19 protein-coding genes and 1 pseudogene are annotated in these 17,310 nt (G+C 39.8%); 7 read left to right on the top strand and 13 right to left on the bottom strand.

Going from position 1 to position 17,310, the window contains the following annotated elements:
- Positions 1–26 precede the first annotated feature (26 nt).
- Positions 27–215 (bottom strand): PspC domain-containing protein, encoded by a 189-nt coding sequence (locus B5X77_RS03265; protein ID WP_079505053.1) that lies wholly within the window; start codon positions 213–215, stop codon positions 27–29.
- Positions 216–495: 280 nt separating this feature from the next.
- Here B5X77_RS03265 and B5X77_RS03260 point away from each other — a divergent pair, with 280 nt between their 5' ends.
- The 3 genes from B5X77_RS03260 to B5X77_RS03250 all read left to right on the top strand — a co-directional run bounded on the left by B5X77_RS03260 (position 496) and on the right by B5X77_RS03250 (position 3,082).
- Positions 496–1,587 (top strand): GGDEF domain-containing protein, encoded by a 1,092-nt coding sequence (locus tag B5X77_RS03260; protein ID WP_257391703.1) that lies wholly within the window; start codon positions 496–498, stop codon positions 1,585–1,587.
- Between the two features lie 283 nt (positions 1,588–1,870).
- A complete protein-coding gene (locus B5X77_RS03255; protein WP_079505051.1) occupies positions 1,871–2,116 on the top strand; it encodes a DUF2164 domain-containing protein in 246 nt (81 codons plus the stop codon).
- 345 nt (positions 2,117–2,461) lie between these two features.
- Positions 2,462–3,082: an NAD(P)-dependent oxidoreductase gene (locus B5X77_RS03250; protein ID WP_079505049.1), complete on the top strand. Its 621-nt coding sequence runs from the start codon at positions 2,462–2,464 to the stop codon at positions 3,080–3,082.
- Positions 3,083–3,178: 96 nt separating this feature from the next.
- On the opposite strand, the gene B5X77_RS03245 is transcribed toward B5X77_RS03250, so the two are convergent.
- The 3 genes and pseudogenes from B5X77_RS03245 to B5X77_RS23610 all read right to left on the bottom strand — a co-directional run.
- The gene (locus B5X77_RS03245) at positions 3,179–3,649 is read right to left on the bottom strand and encodes a peptide-methionine (S)-S-oxide reductase (protein ID WP_079505047.1); all 471 of its coding nucleotides are present in this window, start codon (positions 3,647–3,649) and stop codon (positions 3,179–3,181) included.
- Positions 3,650–4,560: 911 nt separating this feature from the next.
- A complete protein-coding gene (locus B5X77_RS03240) occupies positions 4,561–5,265 on the bottom strand; it encodes a GNAT family N-acetyltransferase (protein WP_079505045.1) in 705 nt (234 codons plus the stop codon).
- 48 nt (positions 5,266–5,313) lie between these two features.
- A pseudogene (locus B5X77_RS23610) lies at positions 5,314–5,932 on the bottom strand (enolase C-terminal domain-like protein); the annotation flags it as partial.
- 89 nt (positions 5,933–6,021) lie between these two features.
- On the opposite strand from B5X77_RS23610, the gene B5X77_RS03235 reads away from it, so the two are divergent.
- On the top strand, positions 6,022–7,038 hold the full coding sequence (locus tag B5X77_RS03235; RefSeq protein WP_079505860.1) for an NADP-dependent oxidoreductase: 1,017 nt from the start codon (positions 6,022–6,024) through the stop codon (positions 7,036–7,038).
- A gap of 151 nt (positions 7,039–7,189) precedes the next feature.
- On the opposite strand, the gene B5X77_RS03230 is transcribed toward B5X77_RS03235, so the two are convergent.
- The 6 genes from B5X77_RS03230 to B5X77_RS03205 form a co-directional block, all read right to left on the bottom strand.
- Positions 7,190–7,735, bottom strand: a complete 546-nt coding sequence (locus tag B5X77_RS03230; protein ID WP_079505043.1) for a DUF1697 domain-containing protein — start codon at positions 7,733–7,735, stop codon at positions 7,190–7,192.
- Positions 7,736–7,851: 116 nt separating this feature from the next.
- Entirely contained in the window at positions 7,852–8,376 is a 525-nt protein-coding gene (locus tag B5X77_RS03225) for a GNAT family N-acetyltransferase (protein WP_079505041.1), read from the bottom strand.
- A gap of 32 nt (positions 8,377–8,408) precedes the next feature.
- Positions 8,409–8,942 carry an AAA family ATPase gene (locus tag B5X77_RS03220; protein ID WP_079505039.1) on the bottom strand — a complete coding sequence of 178 codons (534 nt, stop codon included), beginning with the start codon at positions 8,940–8,942 and terminating at the stop codon, positions 8,409–8,411.
- 179 nt (positions 8,943–9,121) lie between these two features.
- Positions 9,122–9,664, bottom strand: coding sequence for a GNAT family N-acetyltransferase (locus B5X77_RS03215; protein WP_079505037.1), 543 nt, complete (start codon positions 9,662–9,664; stop codon positions 9,122–9,124).
- A gap of 77 nt (positions 9,665–9,741) precedes the next feature.
- Entirely contained in the window at positions 9,742–10,179 is a 438-nt protein-coding gene (locus tag B5X77_RS03210) for an SMI1/KNR4 family protein (RefSeq protein ID WP_079505035.1), read from the bottom strand.
- Between the two features lie 215 nt (positions 10,180–10,394).
- Positions 10,395–11,255, bottom strand: coding sequence for an AraC family transcriptional regulator (locus B5X77_RS03205; RefSeq protein WP_079505033.1), 861 nt, complete (start codon positions 11,253–11,255; stop codon positions 10,395–10,397).
- Between the two features lie 414 nt (positions 11,256–11,669).
- Between B5X77_RS03205 and B5X77_RS03200 the strand changes: the two genes are divergently transcribed.
- Together B5X77_RS03200 and B5X77_RS03195 are read left to right on the top strand one after the other, a co-directional pair.
- A complete protein-coding gene (locus tag B5X77_RS03200; protein ID WP_079505031.1) occupies positions 11,670–12,242 on the top strand; it encodes an RNA polymerase sigma factor in 573 nt (190 codons plus the stop codon).
- Positions 12,229–12,969 carry an anti-sigma factor gene (locus B5X77_RS03195; RefSeq protein WP_079505029.1) on the top strand — a complete coding sequence of 247 codons (741 nt, stop codon included), beginning with the start codon at positions 12,229–12,231 and terminating at the stop codon, positions 12,967–12,969. The genes B5X77_RS03200 and B5X77_RS03195 overlap by 14 nt, the downstream gene beginning before the upstream one ends.
- A 68-nt stretch (positions 12,970–13,037) precedes the next feature.
- On the opposite strand, the gene B5X77_RS03190 is transcribed toward B5X77_RS03195, so the two are convergent.
- Genes B5X77_RS03190 through B5X77_RS03180 form a run of 3 tightly spaced genes read right to left on the bottom strand, consistent with a single transcriptional unit; the run spans position 13,038 to position 15,770 of the window.
- On the bottom strand, positions 13,038–13,691 hold the full coding sequence (locus B5X77_RS03190; RefSeq protein ID WP_079505027.1) for a pyridoxine/pyridoxamine 5'-phosphate oxidase: 654 nt from the start codon (positions 13,689–13,691) through the stop codon (positions 13,038–13,040).
- 36 nt (positions 13,692–13,727) lie between these two features.
- The gene (locus B5X77_RS03185; protein WP_257391702.1) at positions 13,728–14,600 is read right to left on the bottom strand and encodes an RNA polymerase sigma-70 factor; all 873 of its coding nucleotides are present in this window, start codon (positions 14,598–14,600) and stop codon (positions 13,728–13,730) included.
- Positions 14,601–14,624: 24 nt separating this feature from the next.
- Positions 14,625–15,770, bottom strand: coding sequence for an NAD(P)/FAD-dependent oxidoreductase (locus B5X77_RS03180; protein ID WP_176167217.1), 1,146 nt, complete (start codon positions 15,768–15,770; stop codon positions 14,625–14,627).
- A 171-nt stretch (positions 15,771–15,941) separates the two neighbouring features.
- On the opposite strand from B5X77_RS03180, the gene B5X77_RS03175 reads away from it, so the two are divergent.
- Positions 15,942–17,288, top strand: a complete 1,347-nt coding sequence (locus tag B5X77_RS03175; protein ID WP_079505021.1) for a copper amine oxidase — start codon at positions 15,942–15,944, stop codon at positions 17,286–17,288.
- Positions 17,289–17,310: the final 22 nt, after the last annotated feature.

Here is a 17,310-nt window from a genome sequence, read left to right as displayed (position 1 = left end):
TTTACAGTAATAAAGCGACTTTACATTTAATATAACGACGGAGGACTATCAGCCATCGTATTAACAAGAATTAAATATATTAGGATATTAGCACCAGGTAAGAAAATAAATATTAGTCTTACTAACAAAGAAGATATACCGAAATACTCAGCTATCCCTCCGCAAACACCAGCTATCGACTTGTCGGTTGATGACTTTCTGAAGTTATTTTTCAAATTAATACCTCCTTGTCGAAATAATAAAATTAATTTTTGCTTATTGAAGATTCCTGTCTAAGAAGGAATTCAATAGTGTACACAGTTACTCCTGCTTGGAGTAGCGCATTGGTTATATTAAACAATGATTCTAGTTTTGAAATTAAATCCCTGCCTTATAGGAAAGAATAATTAATCGCATCAAGGTAGTTACCAAAAAATGAAAGTTTTATTTTTTAATAAACTTTTTTCCTATGTTTTGCTAAAATTGGTTGAAGTCTTTTAAAGGGGAAGTTTCATCTTGCATAACATTATAGATATTTTTACAGAGAACATGACCTTGATTATTGCTTTCTTGTATATTGGGCAAAAGTTAAAAGAAGTGATCATACTCAAAATCAGAGACACATCCAGGATGATATGGGCTGTGCCTGTTACAATAAGCCTATTGAGTTTATTGGTCATGCATCATCCGTTCTTTTTTGAAGGAATGAGAATTGATTTAAGAAGTGTGCCTTTATTTTTTGTTGCCTTTTTAACGGGCTGGAAATTAGGAATAATCGCTGTCATCTTACCATTATGGTATCGCATAGATCTTGGCGGTCCGACTGTCATAGAAGGGGTGACACAGTCCATACTCCTGCCTTATATAGTAGGATCCCTTTTTCATAGAAGGATTACATATAACCCCCCTTATACCTTGCTTAATGTTAAATACCTTTTAGTCGGCTTTTTAATTTATGAAATTATTAAATCGTCATTAATGTTTCTAACCACTCCGGTTAATTTGATTCCCGTTCTGATAATGGTTGTGTTTGAGTTCATTGCAATTTTGACCATAGCACTAATTAACAATGATACAAACCTTAATCTATTAACTAAAAAAGAATTGGAATTTGATTCGCGGCATGATGGCATGACAAACCTATATAACCTTCGCTATTTTAATACCAAAGCAGGTGAATTACTCTCTTCTAATAAATCTTTTGTCATTGGCATGATAGATGTTGATTATTTTAAAAATTACAATGATACGCATGGACACCCAGCTGGAGATATTGTACTTAAAAATATCGGCAAGTTGTTAAAGGACAGTATGAGAGATGGGGATGTTTTTGCAAGATACGGGGGAGAGGAATTTATTATATGCCTGCAACAAGATAATGATATCTCCAATACTGCCATAGTTGCAGACCGTTTTCGCAATCTAGTTGAAGCCTATCCCTTCCACGGTGAGGAATCACAGCCTAATAAAAAATTAACCGTTTCAATAGGCCTAAGTAGTGTTTCTAACGGCAAAGAAATTCATGAATTAATCGAAGAAGCTGACCAGGCTCTTTACGCAGCAAAACAACAAGGCAGGAATACTGTGCACATATACGATAAAGCTTAAGCGCGATTAATTAAAGAGTTTAAGCAAAAGATAAAATGACAAATCCTGAACCGCAATATTTTTTGCGGTTTTTTGGTTCTGTCTTTGTCCCCATTTCTGAACACTAAAAGCGCCTCCTACGGATTACCGGTATAAGCTAACATTTCTATAAAATGGAGAAGACAGTATCTTCTCTTTGTGCCGAAGATTATTTTTGTACATAAAAAAATTTTTTTTGAAAGTCTCCAATTAAAAAAATCCTCCTTGTATAGTTAGGAAGAAAATAATTAAAGGAGTGCTTTGAATGTTTATAAGACTGACGAAAGACCAACAGCAATTAATGATTGATGAGATTCAGGATTTCTTTTTAAAAGAAAAAGGGGAAGATTTAACGGAGTTTGCTGCCGAAAGAGTCTTAGACTTTGTAAAAGAGTCTCTTGCACCCCATTTTTATAATGCTGCTGTTTTGGATGCCAAGCATCTTTTAGAACAACAGTTTTCTTCATTGGAGGACGAAATCCTTACCCTTGAACGTCCTATAAAAAAATAGAAATCCATACCCATTGAATGAATCACGCAAATACTTTTGTTCTGCACCCTTAAATGTTAGACATGAATCCAACATTTGGGGTGCAGTACATTTTATGCCTCAATGCGCTTCTGGCTTATCCGTGTGCTCAAAAACAGTTCCCAGGAATATTTAAATGCATAAGTCTCTTCAGAAACTTCATGTTATGTATGACTAGTTATACAAAAACTATTTTCATTATTGCTTTTCCTAGCCATTGCTTCATAGGGAGTAAGCCTTCCAAGTTTTCAGCTTACATTCGTTGAACAAGACAGCAAAATATGTTTTATAGTAAAGTATTATTATTTACAAAAGGAGTACATTCCCATGAATATTTTAGTTTTAGGTGCAACTGGACGAGTTGGCAGTCAAATAGTTACTTATGCACTTCAGGACAGACATCATGTTATTGTATTAGTCCGAAGTCCTGAAAAGATTCAAATGGATAATGAGAATCTAACCATTATCACCGGGAATGTTTTAAATAAAGAGGATATAGTGCGTGCAATGTATGGGATTGATATAGTGATCAGTGCACTAAATACCGATGGTACAACTACTTTATCTGGAAGTATGCCACTTATTATCGAAGCAATGGAAAACGAAGGTATAAAACGGATCATAACCATAGGAACTGCGGGTATTCTGCAAAGTAAAACCACACCCAATTCTTTGCGTTATCAATCAAGTGAATCAAAGCAGAAGTCAACCCGTGCAGCGAAAGAACATCATAAAGTTTACGATATGCTCAAACAATCAACTCTGGATTGGACGATTGTTTGTCCTACATACTTGCCGGATGGTGAAAAGGTAGGCAGATATCGAATAGACCGAAATTTTTTGCCGGATGGCGGAGCTAAGATATCCGTAGTCGATACAGCAGATTTTACTTATAAACAGATAAAAGCAAGCACTTATATAAAATCACGTGTAGGTATCGCCTACTAATCTAATACTATTTTAATAGTGGAATAACCTGATTCGGCAAAAACTATAGCGTCTTTCTGGAATATCTAAAATTTGACTCACTTTTAATATTCCTCCTTACTTATACCTATTTAATACTTCTTCTGGAATGTGACAATAATCATTGGGACATCTAGATAACCTATCTTGATGTTCTTCTGCACTTCTCACATAGTTTGTAAGAGGTAATACTTCCACAACTATAAGGTCATAATCATTTCTCTCACTAAGGAACGCCCTCGCCTCCATTAAGTGTTCAGGCTTTTCACTATAGACTCCAGTTCTGTATTTCTTGCCAACATCCTGTCCTTGTTTATTCAAACTGTAGGGATCAATGATTTCAAAAAAATACTCCATTAATTCCCTCATCGTGACAACCTTTGGATCAAATCCTGTTTTTACACATTCGGCGTAGCCATCATAATCTCCATCAAGTGTTTCACTTGTTCCATTAGCTCTTCCTGCCTCTGTAAACTTTACTCCTGGTAACGTTTTTATAAAAGCTTGTACTCCCCATAAACAGCCACCTGCAAAATATACGATTTCCATGTTGACTCTCCATTCATGAAAATTACTCCACTAAAATGCTTGTTATTCAATAAGTTCAACAATAAGATGCAGCAATCCTTCCTGGTTTAATGAGGAATCAAGATAATTTTACTTAGTTAAAAGCTGACCTAAAGTAAACTAAGGGGTTCCGTTTTCGGGTGCTTTCATATTAATAGACACAGGAATTGACGTATGAATTAGCATACGTCTTTTTCTTTATTTATCAAGGTTTCTACGGTTTGACATATCAATTGACATCATTATTATGAAGGACAATAAGTATTGTACACTTAAAAAGAGGGCCAAAACTTCTGTCATTTGCAATGCCGTTTTAAGTACCAGTTTTATTGATCCTTATAAGCTAGTCGATAATAAGCTGCGGATTTCCGCCTCTAGGATCAAGAGGGCCCGCACTTATCGGTTGGGAGATCAGGTTAAGCGCCAGAGCTGATAAGTAGACGGAATAATTCCGCTTAATTAGTAATTAATATTAAAAAAGGCTGAAATAGACGGAGAGATTCCGCCTATTGACTCGAAAAATTCGAAAATGGATGATTTTGCTGTGCATAAGCGGAAAACCTTCCCTTATTTAGCCCGAATTCAAGCTCCATTCTGAATTTAACCGGAAAATCTCCGCTTATTTACTTTTGCTGGTTCTTCGATAAAGGAAAGACATCTTTTTTAAAAGATTACGATGAAAGTGAGGTTTTATTTAAATAAGGTTTTGGTATGTCTAATAAAGGTACTCGCCAATTTTACTACGGCGAATTTTACTTTTTTATTTACCAATAATGTTGCCAATACAACTGTCATTTCGGCACATATTTTAAAAAAAGCACCTCAAAACGGAACGGTTTAAAAATAAACAGTGCCTGGCAACAACGTAGACACTGTTTTTTCAGATGACAATTTTATTTTCCGTACAAAACCTGCCATACCCCTGATTCTTCCGCCATATCGAACCCGCGGTACCCCCCTGAGATGGCTTCCTGCTGGGAGACGGTGTCTTCCATTGGTATGGTGAGGACTTCATTCCAATCTCGATCTCCAGGCATGCTTAAGTCTTTGACGAATACATATCTTAGCATTCCGCCATATTTTTCTTTAAGCGCGGCAATTTCCAGACCCTGTGCAAATTTATCCTTTAAACTTGGAATGTTGAATGGAGCCACTGTACAGCATACATACCGGTACTGATGCTCTTGCTTGCTCAATTCCTGCATCAGCAGAATGGCCAGAGTCTGCTGAAGTTTATTGCCCCGGTACTTCGGAATAACATTTGATATTTCCTGATAGATCACTTGGGCCAGTTCTTCTTCCCCCAAGCCGATATCCCTTCCAAGATGATCCTCATCCACCATCGGTACGAGCAGAGCCCTGAACGCAATCAAGCGATCATCAATAAATGCCCCAGCCATTATTCCGTTTCCCTGAAGAATATGGCGATATTCCTCTTCGGTCAGCGGTTGTAATGCATTCCTGTCTGTAAGGCTGGATATGATTATATTTTGCACCTCAAGAATCCCATCTAAATCCTCGAGAGTCAGTTCCCTCACTGTGAATGTTTCCTCAGTTCCTGAATCATTTTTTAAAATCCCTTGATATAAAATCTCCATTTGAGTTCCTCCTTATCGGCTGCACCTTATATTCCAATGTGTTGGACCTTACTGCACAACGTCTTGAAATACAGTTAGCCTCCAGCACCTTTTCATTAATTTCAATGCCCAACCCAGGTTTTTCAGTCAGCCTGATGTATGGAACATCATACGTCTTTTGAAAATTTCAACGGTCCCGTCAGTTCGACACTTGTAATCACCTTCTTGGAAAAAGCAACATGGAAGCTGCTGCTGACGCAATTGACGATTCTACCTATAACTTATTTGGCAATCTAATCCAGCCATTTCTGCCATGTGGGCTATTTTTGCAGCTGGATAAATCCCTCCGCCAGATATCCTCAGAAACCTTTGTTCCAACCTCATCTTGAAGGATTGACAGCCCTTCTATGCCATAGCTGCAGCTTCATCGGCCATTTTTTCCGGATCAGCAATGCTGAGCACAAGTGTAATCGGGAACTCTTTATGATACCGGCCGCCTACCATTTGATAAATTGGCTCCTGGATCTTTTCCCGAAAAAATCACACCACAATATCGATTGCCGCCTTAGCCTTGGGCGATCCATACATCAATCCATCCATGATATCATGGATTTGCTCAATCTGGAGCTAATTTTCCCCTATCTGATTGTGCTTCCCATGTTTCCCCAGTTACATGTCCATCAGCAACCCTGTAAATGAAAACCACCATAACAAATCAAATGAATTTGAATGAACCCTTATTTCCTGTATATTAGGGCTAAAGAACAATTAGAAAGGATGATTACTATTCAAAAGCAAATACAGCTTAAAAAGAGACCAACTGGAGTTCCTTCATATGACCACTTCGAATTTGCAGAAGTGCCTATAGAGAAACCGGCAAAAGGAGAAATACTTTTGCAGACTATTTATATTTCGGTTGATCCTTATTTACGAGGGCGCATGAATGACACCAAATCCTATATCCCGCCGTTCAAGTTGAATGAAGCCATTTCCAGTGGTGTAATTGGAAAAGTAGTTGAGTCAAAGTCAGACCTTTTTGAAGTTGGCGATTTCGTAATCGGCTCATTAGGCTGGCAGGAATTCTCCATCGCCCAAGAAAATGCTGTACGTAAAATTGACCCGAATCTGGCACCTGTATCGGCATACTTAAGTGTATTAGGCATGACTGGTCTTACAGCGTACTTTGGATTATTGGATATCGGCAAGCCAAAAGCAGGTGAAACCGTTGTTGTATCCGGGGCAGCAGGAGCTGTCGGTTCCATTGTGGGTCAAATCGCAAAAATTAAAGGTGCCAGGGTCGTTGGTATTGCTGGTTCCGAAGAGAAGGTTCAATATCTTCTGGATGACCTTGGATTTGATGCTGCGATAAACTACAATACACAGGATGTAGGCCCCGCTTTAAAAGAGGCATGTCCTGATGGGATCGATGTCTATTTTGAGAACGTTGGCGGAGAGATATCCGATTCTATTTTCCCTCTCTTGAACAACTTCGCAAGGATTCCTGTCTGCGGAGCAATCTCGGCGTATAACAAGGCAGAACCCGATGTTGGGCCGAGGGTTCAGGGTTACTTAATCAAAACAAGTTCGTTGATGCAAGGTTTCACTGTCGGCAACTATTCCTCCCGCTTTGGCGAAGGTGCCAAAGAATTGGCGACATGGCTTTTAGAAGGGAAATTGAAGTATGAAGAAACAGTGACAGAAGGCTTCGAGAAGACAATTGACGCATTTCTGGATTTGTTCAAAGGTGCGAATCTTGGAAAAGCGATCGTGAAAGTTGCAGATCCTGACCAATAACAGTTAAAGCCGTTCCGGAGATCTTTCCGCAACGGCTTTTTGATTACCTGTAAACTAACTGTCTCAATCTCTTCTCTAACATCGATAATGCTTTTTTTATCACAATATTATTGTTGGCTAGTAAATCATTAGTACACCTATCTTCGGGGAACTAAACGTTGCGAGCCTGCATGAGTTCGTATATCTTACGAGTGGTGTTCACATTTCTTACTGTAACTTGTTTGTATATTTTTGATCCAATGATTTTTGACATTCCGCTCTTGGTCAAATTTTTCTTATCAACGGACCATATAATTGCGCCCGGGACATATTTTACCGTGTCTATATTTGTTTTGATGACTAAATTCCCAAGTACTGATTCATCATCAATTTCATCCCACAAAAACATGACGTCACTTTTCATGTCATTGTCATTTTTCCATGAGTCAGGAATCGCGTTAATGACTCTACTGACATCATCGACACTACGAACTACTACTTTAATTTGCATTCCGAAAACATCATGTATCACTTTTTCCAAAACACCCGACAATTCAGCTTTTGATAGCTCATGGTATGAAAAAATGACATTGCCTGTATTGATGTATGTTATTACATCATTCATCCCGACTTGTTCAAACGCTTGTTTCAGCAACTTCATATCAATTTTATTTTTACCACCCACGTTAATGCCTCGAAGAAGAGCTATATAAACCATGACCAGCCTCCTTTCATTTTTGTTTTATAGCACCGTGTTCGTACGTTCAAAATTTTAATAAGGCTAAACATAAAATAAACGCCAATCCATAAAGGATAGACCTATACAGTAGAAGGTTATACCTGTTTGTACATAAGAATGTCATCTGCATAAATATGCTCATCAAACTTAACTTCTTTAATTTTACGTCCTTCCTCAACAAATCCCATCTTTTTATATAGTTCGATCGCACGGCTATTCGTGGATAAAACACCTAAACTTACTTTCTCAATTAAGGGATTTTGTTCTGCCCAGAGTAACAATTCTTTAATGAGAATTTTTCCAATGCCCTGGTCACGATACTCTTTCTTGACCATTGCCGTAAAAGAACCAGTATGAGAAAGTCTTTTGGTAGTTTTGGAGCGAAAGACAATAAAACCCACAACTTTCCCTTTAGTTTCAGCGATGATAAGCGTTTCCCGTTCATTCTCTATAACCTTACAGATCCAGCTCCTTAGTTGTTCAGGTGTTTCTTCAAACTCATCGATGACCGAAATCATAAATTCGTTTTCTGAAAGAATTTCTCTTTCTATTTCTAACAAAGCTTCTGCGTCTTTTCTATTTCCAGGCCGCAGGGTAACCTGGAGATTGCTTCGCTGCATCAATGTGCCCCCCTAATATAGCTATCCAAGAATTAAGAGTGTAATAGCAGTTCACTTGAGATGCGTTTTATAATATCTTGAATATTTAAATCGTCCGTAATGATCCGTTTCTCAAAGCACTCGTCTTGAAAAGCTTGCACACATTTTTTCGTCTGGAGGAAACACCAATTCCGTTCTGCCTCTCCTCTGTTTCTAAGCCTTTCGCAGATTGTTTCTTCTGTTGCAATTAAACAGAAATGATGCGTCGCTTCATCAATTTTTTTAAATCCATTTAGGATATATTGATAATACTCTTTATTAAAAATAGTCATAGGAACGATCAGGTTTTTGTTATATTGTAATTTTATATTTTTCGCCGTTTCAACAACGAGCACTTTCCATATACCTATGTCCTGAAAGTTATCAGTCTTTTCTTCGGGTAATTTAATTTCATCCGTTATAATATGCCGCAGCATATACCCCACTGCTTCAGGATCAAAAATCATACTATTGTCTATTATGTTAAGAAGTTCATTAGCAATGGTGGTTTTTCCAGCACCATATGCACCGTTTATCATTATGATCATATTTTTATCCTCCAAATCTATTTGAATAAAAATTCTATATTCTAAGATTGATTTCCTTTTTTTAAAACTAAATAAAAAGGCCTTATAACCCTGCTGGTTAAAAGTCCTTTCAGTTAAAACGCACATTAGGTATTAGCAAAAGGGGGGATATCCCGCAAACTCTTTAGTTTAAAAAGAGACTATAAACAATCATTGGCCTTTATTCTCCAAATCATATGATCATGACCTTTGCCCCACTGATCCTTTAACAGGTAATCTGGTTCTCCAAATTTCTTTTTCCAGATTCCTTGTGCACGAGTATAACCACTATCTAAACAAAATTCGTCTATCCCTTTTCTTTTAAAACTAAGAAGAATGGTCTTCAATAACAAATTGCCAACTCCATTACTTTGAAAGTCAGGATGAACAAATACAGTGCCTACCTCAATTAGTTCCTTATAAGCATTGTTTGTACACTTCTTTATGAGATCACTTACTGGACCATATTCAATGGTGCCAATAACTCTATCACCATATAATGCAATTAAAAAATATCTTTTTTCACCATTACTATCAAAAACACAACTTAAATATTCTTTCTTAGTTTCTATTTCATCGTTCATATCGTCCAATTTATCGCCTATACCTTCTTTAGTAAACGTATCAGTAATCACTGTTTTAAAAAACTCATTTAACTGTTGTGTATCCCCAGTAATGGGTCTTCTAATTTCTACGTCCAGCATGTAAAATCCCTCCCCCAATTGCAAACACAAGTTACAGTAATCCTTTCTCAACTCCCTGCTTTCATCTTTCCTTAAGATTAAACACCAATCTTTCCTGTAATCCAGCCATCAATAAAATGTTTTAATGAGGCTGCAACCCAGGTACGACTATCATCCTCGTGATTCCAAACATAAATATCGTTTTTTTCTATCGTTCCGTTTTTAACTATTGCGTAGCAAAATAGATCGCCATTTCCAGCATCTGAGAAAAAGAATAGATGTTCAAAAGGCATATAAAGTTCTTTATAATCTTCAAAGTTTCTGAAAAACGAGTTGTCCTTAATAATTTGAGAAGTGGACCAAATTAAGGGACAATCCCACTTGTCGAATACTCCGTTTGTTTCCTTAAATAAGCTAGCTAATTCATCAGGCAGCTCAACATTCAATTCTTGTTTTATTAGTTCTAGTTCCGTCTTTGTTGCAGGATTTTTAAAGTGATATTCCTTCGAGATAGAAATGACATATTCTCTCCACATATTAATTCTCCCTCTAATTTGAGAAATGGTTCTTTTAATATTCACTTTCTAATTCTTAAAATCCTTTTTCCGTGAACGGTCCTTAGTATGAAGGAGACGTCGTGAAACATTAAAAGATGGCATACATCAATTTGTATGCCATTCTTGTTTCGATTACATATTTTAAAACATGAAGCCAATCCTTAATCAAACGTTTGATTAAATCGTCAACCTTGCTATTTAACCGGTATCCAGACCTCAGAATAGTAATCCGGATCTGCCGAGTTTCCTGCTGTATAGACCTCAAGTTCTGGTGTTCCGGCATGTTCGTATCCACTTGAAGGAAACCATTCGGTAAAAATTTGCTTCCACACTTTTTGCATGGCGTCTGGCATTGGGCCATGAACTTCGAAGATTGCCCACTTGGATGCTGGAATCTCCATTTTCAAATAACCATCGGGAGTTTCTCCATCATATGCTGCAGCGACCCAATAATCCATCTGCTTCTCCTGTACTTTGCTCTGGTCCACACAGACACCAAGGACACCTTTTACAGGCCCGTTGTTTTTACTCAACAAGAAATCGCATGTTCCATCCTGGTTCACCCTGTCCCACAGTTTAGGAATACCGGCTAGATTTTCTCCATTCCCATAAGAATATCCCTCTTTAATCCCAATTACTTCAAAACCTTCCTGTTCCACTACTCTGTACTGCATCGGTTCCGCTCCCTTCAGACTCACCTGGATTCCCAGGCGGCTATATGACTTCAGCTTCCCAGTGTACTTTCGAGCTTCACTTGGCGAAATGCCATGCTGCCTGCGGAAAGCCTTTGTAAATGCTTCGGGAGTGTCATAGCCATATTTCAGCGCAAGGTCAATAATCCGGGCATCACTGCTGCATAGTTCACCTGCTGCAAGCGTCAGACGTCTGCGCCGCAAGTATTCACCAACGGAAATATCCGTCAAAATCGCAAACGTCCGCTGAAAATGGAATGGAGAGGCATTAGCCTTTTTCGCAATCTCCTCCACCGTAATCTCATCCAGCAAGTGCTCTTCCATATAATCAATTGCCTTTTGTAAAGCTTCAATCCACGCCATATAACTCACTCCCGTAAAAACATCCTATCAAGTTTACTTACATCAATCCGGTCATTTTTTGCTCATCTTTGTCAGTATTTCTATAAAAAATGCACATTTCCCTTTTTTTAAAAAAGGCTGTTTTCATAAAGAATGTTGTTAAAATCCTAAAGCCGATTTTAACGTGATAAAAGCCATTTTGCAGGTCGGTACTAAGTTGGCAAGCTCTTTTCTCTTAATAAGCGTTCATTTTGTGAAGAAACTTAGGTAATTCCATCCTATTTTGTAGTCAATAGCAGCAAAGTTTGAGAAAAGAGCCTTTAAAAAAGAAGTGATCTATATCCTTCTTTAAATCGTTAGCTTAGCAAACTGTAAAATTACATCTTTAAATAAATAGGTTATGATGTTACAAAATACGTATAGAAGGAGAAAACAATGAGCGACCATGATATCGAGCTTTATGCACGTTTGCAGGCAAAAGATAAACGGGCACTTGAGCTGTTATATGACCGATATGAAAAGCTTCTGTTTTCGTTCGCATACAGGTTGACTGGCAGGCGTGATCTGTCAGAAGAAATCGTACAGGATGTATTCCTCAAACTGTGGACGAAACCAGGAATGTATGATAAAACGAAAGGGAAATTTTCTTCGTGGATATTGACCGTTACCAGATATGCTGCGATTGATTGTCTTCGTAAAAAGGATGAGAATCATGACGAGCTTGAGGATCGAGATGCATTGAAATCCTCTGAGCCCTCGGTCGAAGAAATGGCTGAGTGGAAAGAGAAACGCCGTGAGATCAGGACGGCCATCAATCAACTGGCTGAAGAGCAGCAGCAAATCGTGGAGCTTTTTTATTTTAAAGGACTCTCACAGCAAAAAATTGCAGATACATTCCAGATTCCACTGGGGACGGTAAAGGGACGAATACGATTAGCTCTTAAGCACCTACATAAAACAATCGGCGGGATCAGGGAAGGGAGGGATCATAGCTATGACCGACCATAAGACATGTGATGATTTACTGGATTATTTTAATAACACACTGACTGATGAGGAAACAACGTTATTTGAAAATCATTTGGACACCTGCAAAGAATGCCGAGAAGAACTGCAGGAACTGAATATGCTGACAGCTGATCTTCCTTTTTCAGCAGAACTGATCGAGCCGAATGAAGGAATGAAAGACCGAATCCTTGCTTCCATTTTTGAAGAAAGTGAAGAACCTGAGGAAATGGATACACCATTAGAAATAAAGGAGCCGAAACCCCGGAATTACAGATGGCTGCAGCCCCTCCTGGCAGCGTCATTGCTTCTTTCCTTATCGGCTAACGCGTACTTTTATTTGAACCAATCCGGCCAGGAGCAAAGCGAAAGTCCACGGGAAGGTACAGATGAAATCGTAAAACAGGTGCAATTGGCCGTTTCTGAAGGTTATGATGGAAACGCTGAAGCAGCCATGATCAAAAAAGACGAAGGAATGGCTCTTGTTGTCCAGGCCAGTAATCTCAAGCCTTTAACCGGCAATGAAGCCTACCAGGTTTGGCTGATCGATGACAAGGGTGAAAAGTTCAGGGCAGGTACTTTCCGCACCAACCCGGAAGGAAAAGGTGCCGTCACCTACTCAGTGAAATACGAAGGGGAGCACAATTGGACCACCATCGCAGTCACACTCGAACCGACTCCTGACAGCCAGCAGCCAAAAGGAGAAATCGTTTTGGCGTCACAGCTATAAAAATGAAAAAAGAGCCTGAGCGGAGCTTACCTTTCCCGTTCAGGCTCTTCTTTTTGCAGTTTAATTCACTAAGCCCATAACAAATGCTTTGACCAGTGATCTTTCTCGAAGAAATATTTTAATCTTATATGGTTTCGATCCTCTTGCGCCTGCCAGAATTCCACTTCTTCCGGCACTGTCCGGTACAGGGTCCATGAAGGATACACCAAATCCGGATGTTCCCTTAATATGGCCATTTGGTTACGTAATGCCTCATCAGCATCCTGCTGCCGATTCATAATGGTGCTTTGTTTTCCAAGCAGAGCAATCGCCCGGGCAACAGTACCCCGCTTTAAAAAATCCTGTGCGCAATCCTCTTTAGCCATTTTAACTGCTTTTCCCCGGATTCTCACTTGCCTGCCGATTTCCGGCCAATAGAAAGTCATTGCAACATTAGGATTTTGCTCGATTTGTTTCCCTTTCTCACTTTCTGAACTGGAGGCGAAATACCAGCCATGTTGATCCACATCTTTGATAATCAGCACACGGGCATCCGGATATCCATTAGGATCCGTTGTTGAAAGTGTCATAGAGTGCGGTTCATGTACTCCATTAGCGATTGCGACCTGAAACCATTCCAGAAAAAGTTCGTATGGGTGTGCCGCTGTGTTTTCAACGTTAAAAGTCGGAAATGGTCCAATAAGTGTTTTACTTTGCCTTATCACTTTCCTGATATCCTCCATAGATACCTCCCTGGTGTTTCCAAAAATAAGCAAAGCTTAAATGAATCCCAAAGACACATGCTTTAATTTTTCAGGATTCCTAACAATATAGATATCTGCTATTTGATCGCTTTTCACATGGAAGCTTATTACGGTCAAAATATTATCCTTACCCTTTACCAGCAGGCCGCCCTCACCATTCACATTGACCATATTAACAATCGGCAACTCACCATCATTTTGATTTTGCTTTATGATGTTTAAAATAAATCGGGTAACCAGATACCTTGAATTGACAGGCTTCAAGGCAGCGTAGACGTTTCCTCCTCCATCTGAATACAGGGTCACATCTTCACCTAATAATTCTTCAAGCTTCTGAATGTTTCCATGATATAAGGCTGAGACAAATGCCTGGATCGTCTCCTTGTTTTTCGGTTCAGGTTTTCCTGATAATTCTTCTTTTAAAGGGAATCGGTTATTTACCCGGCTGAAAATTTTTCGGCAATTAGGTTCGCTGCGGCCGACGATCTGCGAAATCTTCTTGTAATCGTATCCTAGTGCTTCCCTAAGAATGAATACGGCTCGCTCAATTGGATTCAATTTTTCCAATAACAGCAGAAAGGCAAACGAAAGGGCTTCCTGATTCATAATCTCTGAGATCGGGTCATGGTCTTTTAGAATCAGAGGCTCTGGAAGCCAGGGTCCAATATAGACTTCACGCTTATACCGGGCCGATTTGAAATAATCAATACATCTGTTTGTCACCATTTTACACAGATAAGCTTTTTTATTTTCCACCTCATCAATCGTCTTTTCACTTATTTGCAGGTACACATCCTGTACGATATCTTCTGCATCCGACACACTGCCGAGCATTCGATAAGCAATCGAAAATAGCAGTGGTCGATACCCCGAAAACAGATCCTTCAACTCCACACTCCCCATCGGGTACTTTTAGTTGATCTTACTCGCCAGCTCCCATGTATACTCTCTAATTTTGCTGGCAGGCTTCCCACAAAAGACAACATCAATTCCCCATTTTTGTGCCCACACAAAACCGTCCTCTGGTCCAATTCCAATACTTAGAAAATCCGGAAAGTTCTGATGGGCAGTAGCTGTGTTTCCAACCATATCCGCTTTCAGGATTTTAGCCAGTCTTGTGGCCTGTGAAATGGCTTCTTTGCAGCTCATCACCGCGGCTATTCCACTATTAGGATCAACTGCATGAACACAGTCTCCAATCCCATAAATATTATCGCTGCCAACAAGACGATACCAGGGGTCGACTTTTATTTTCATGTCTTCGGTAAGGGGGATATCTAATGCGGAAAGGCTCGGATGAGGCATTAATCCGACAGTCCAAATGCAAAAATCCGCATCCAGTTTGGATCCGTCAGTGAAACACACTTCACCATCAACGAATGTTTCAGCCTTTGCATTATGGATTATTTGGATACCGTGTTGTTTCAGCCTGCTTTCAAGCCTTGAACTGACTTTCACCGGAGCTTCATTTAATAATCTCTGGGAACCGTTAATAAGAACTATTTCTATATTCTTCGGAATTCCCCTTTTTTTCGTTTCATCTTTAAGCCATGAATTTACTTCTGCGGCGGTTTCGATACCTGTAATTCCACTTCCAACAATCGCAAGGCGTATATTGCTCTTCGGTGAAGCAGCAATTTTTAAAAGCTGCCGCCGAATATCCCGAGCATTTTCCAGGCTAATGAGCGGCACGCCTCCGCAATTTGCGTCAACATCCCGAAGTACACTTCCCACAGCAAGTACCAATTGGTCATATCCCTGCTGAAAGGACGTTCCATCATCCCCGGAAATGTCGATGGTTTTCGCTTCAGGATCGATACCAACAAGTTCACCCTGGATTAATTGAATATTACCGCAATACTGTTTCAGCGGAATATGAAGATTCGAGACATCTTCGTTCACAATCCCCTTAAATAGCTTTACCTTTTTAAAATGATAGTCATTTTTATCAACCAAAATTACCCTGATTTTTTCATTCAACTCTTTCTTAAGCGCAGCTATAAGATTTATTCCTGCGTATCCCCCGCCAATAATCACAATCGTTTTCAGCTGATTCATGTCATTGCCTCCCGTTGACCGTTGTACCTTCATAACGATTAAAGGAGCCATTTTGTGACTACTTGATTTACTTTTTAAAGATTTTTTTAAAAAAATCTATCAGAAAGTGATCCATCCTCAAATTTCTCCCGTTAGCATAGTGAAAACCAAAAACAAAGGAGAGATTTCATAATGAATTTTAAAAAAGCAGCGATTGCCGTCCCACTCAGCTTATCCCTTTTGCTTCCCGTTGCAGCAAACTCTGCAGCAGCACATGATCACGCAACTCCTACAGTATCCGATTCAGCAGTGGATTTAAGAGCTACCCTTGACCAGCTCCTTAGTGAACATGTTTATTTAGCAGTGGAAACGATGCGAAAAGGTGTAGATGGCACGAAGGACTTTGAACAATCCGCCGCAGCACTTCAAGGAAACACCGAGGATTTAAGCGCAGCGATTGCCTCTGTATACGGTGATGAAGCAGGAGCGAAATTCAAAGAAATGTGGTCCGCCCACATCGGTTTCTTTGTAGACTATGTGAAAGGAACTGCAGGGAACGACGAAGCAGCAAAGAAAGCGGCACTGGATGAACTGGCGCAATACAAGGAAGACTTCTCGAACTTCCTTTCCACTGCTACCGAAAAACGACTGGAAGCCGATGCGCTGGCTGAAGGACTGCAGATGCACGTGGACCAGCTGGTCGGCGCCTTCAATGCTTATGTTGCAGGAGATTATGAAAAAGCTTATGAATACGAACGTGAAGCGATCCACCATATGTATATGGTGAGCAAAGGCCTTTCCAATGCGATTGTCTTGCAATTCCCGGATAAATTTGAAAACCACCAGGCTGTCACGCCTGCAGCAGATTTACGCTCCGATTTGAACTACCTGCTATCAGAGCATGCCGGTCTGGCAGTAACAGCGATGCAAAACGGCATTGACGGCTCAAAAGATTTTGAAGCATCAGCTGCTGCTCTATCTGCCAACACCGAGGACCTAAGTGCTGCCATCGCCTCAGTATATGGAGACGAAGCAGGCGAGCAATTCAAACAGATGTGGGCCGAACATATCGGGCATTTTGTCAATTATGTAAAAGCAACCGGAGCAAATGATGAAGAAGGGAAAAAAGCAGCCTTGAACGCACTTTCCCAGTACAAGGATTCCTTTGCCAAGTTCCTCGAGACAGCAACCGATGGCAGACTGCCGGCAGATGCCCTGGCAGAAGGATTGCAAATGCATGTGGACCAGCTAGTAAAAGCTTTCGATACCTACACTGCCGGGGATTATACAAGCACATATCCAGCTGTTAGGGAAGCATATGGACATATGTTTGGAACATCAAAAGGACTATCCGGAGCCATCGTTGACCAGTTCCCTGACAAGTTCAAAACAGAAATGCCTTCTGAAATGCCTAAGACGGGAATGGGCGGAACCGCTGCTCAAGGACTGCCATTTGAGGCAATCCTGATATCAGCGATTTTAGCCCTTGCAGCTGCAGGCTTCGTAACAATGCGCCGTCTTGCTGCTGACAAAAAATAATAAGCCAGATTGAGAGAAGGCA

The sequence above is a fragment of the Mesobacillus jeotgali genome, assembly GCF_900166585.1.
Taxonomy (GTDB): domain Bacteria; phylum Bacillota; class Bacilli; order Bacillales; family Cytobacillaceae; genus Mesobacillus; species Mesobacillus jeotgali_A.
The sequence above is the reverse complement of the archived record's forward strand: the minus strand, read 5'-3'. Positions and strand labels throughout refer to the sequence as shown.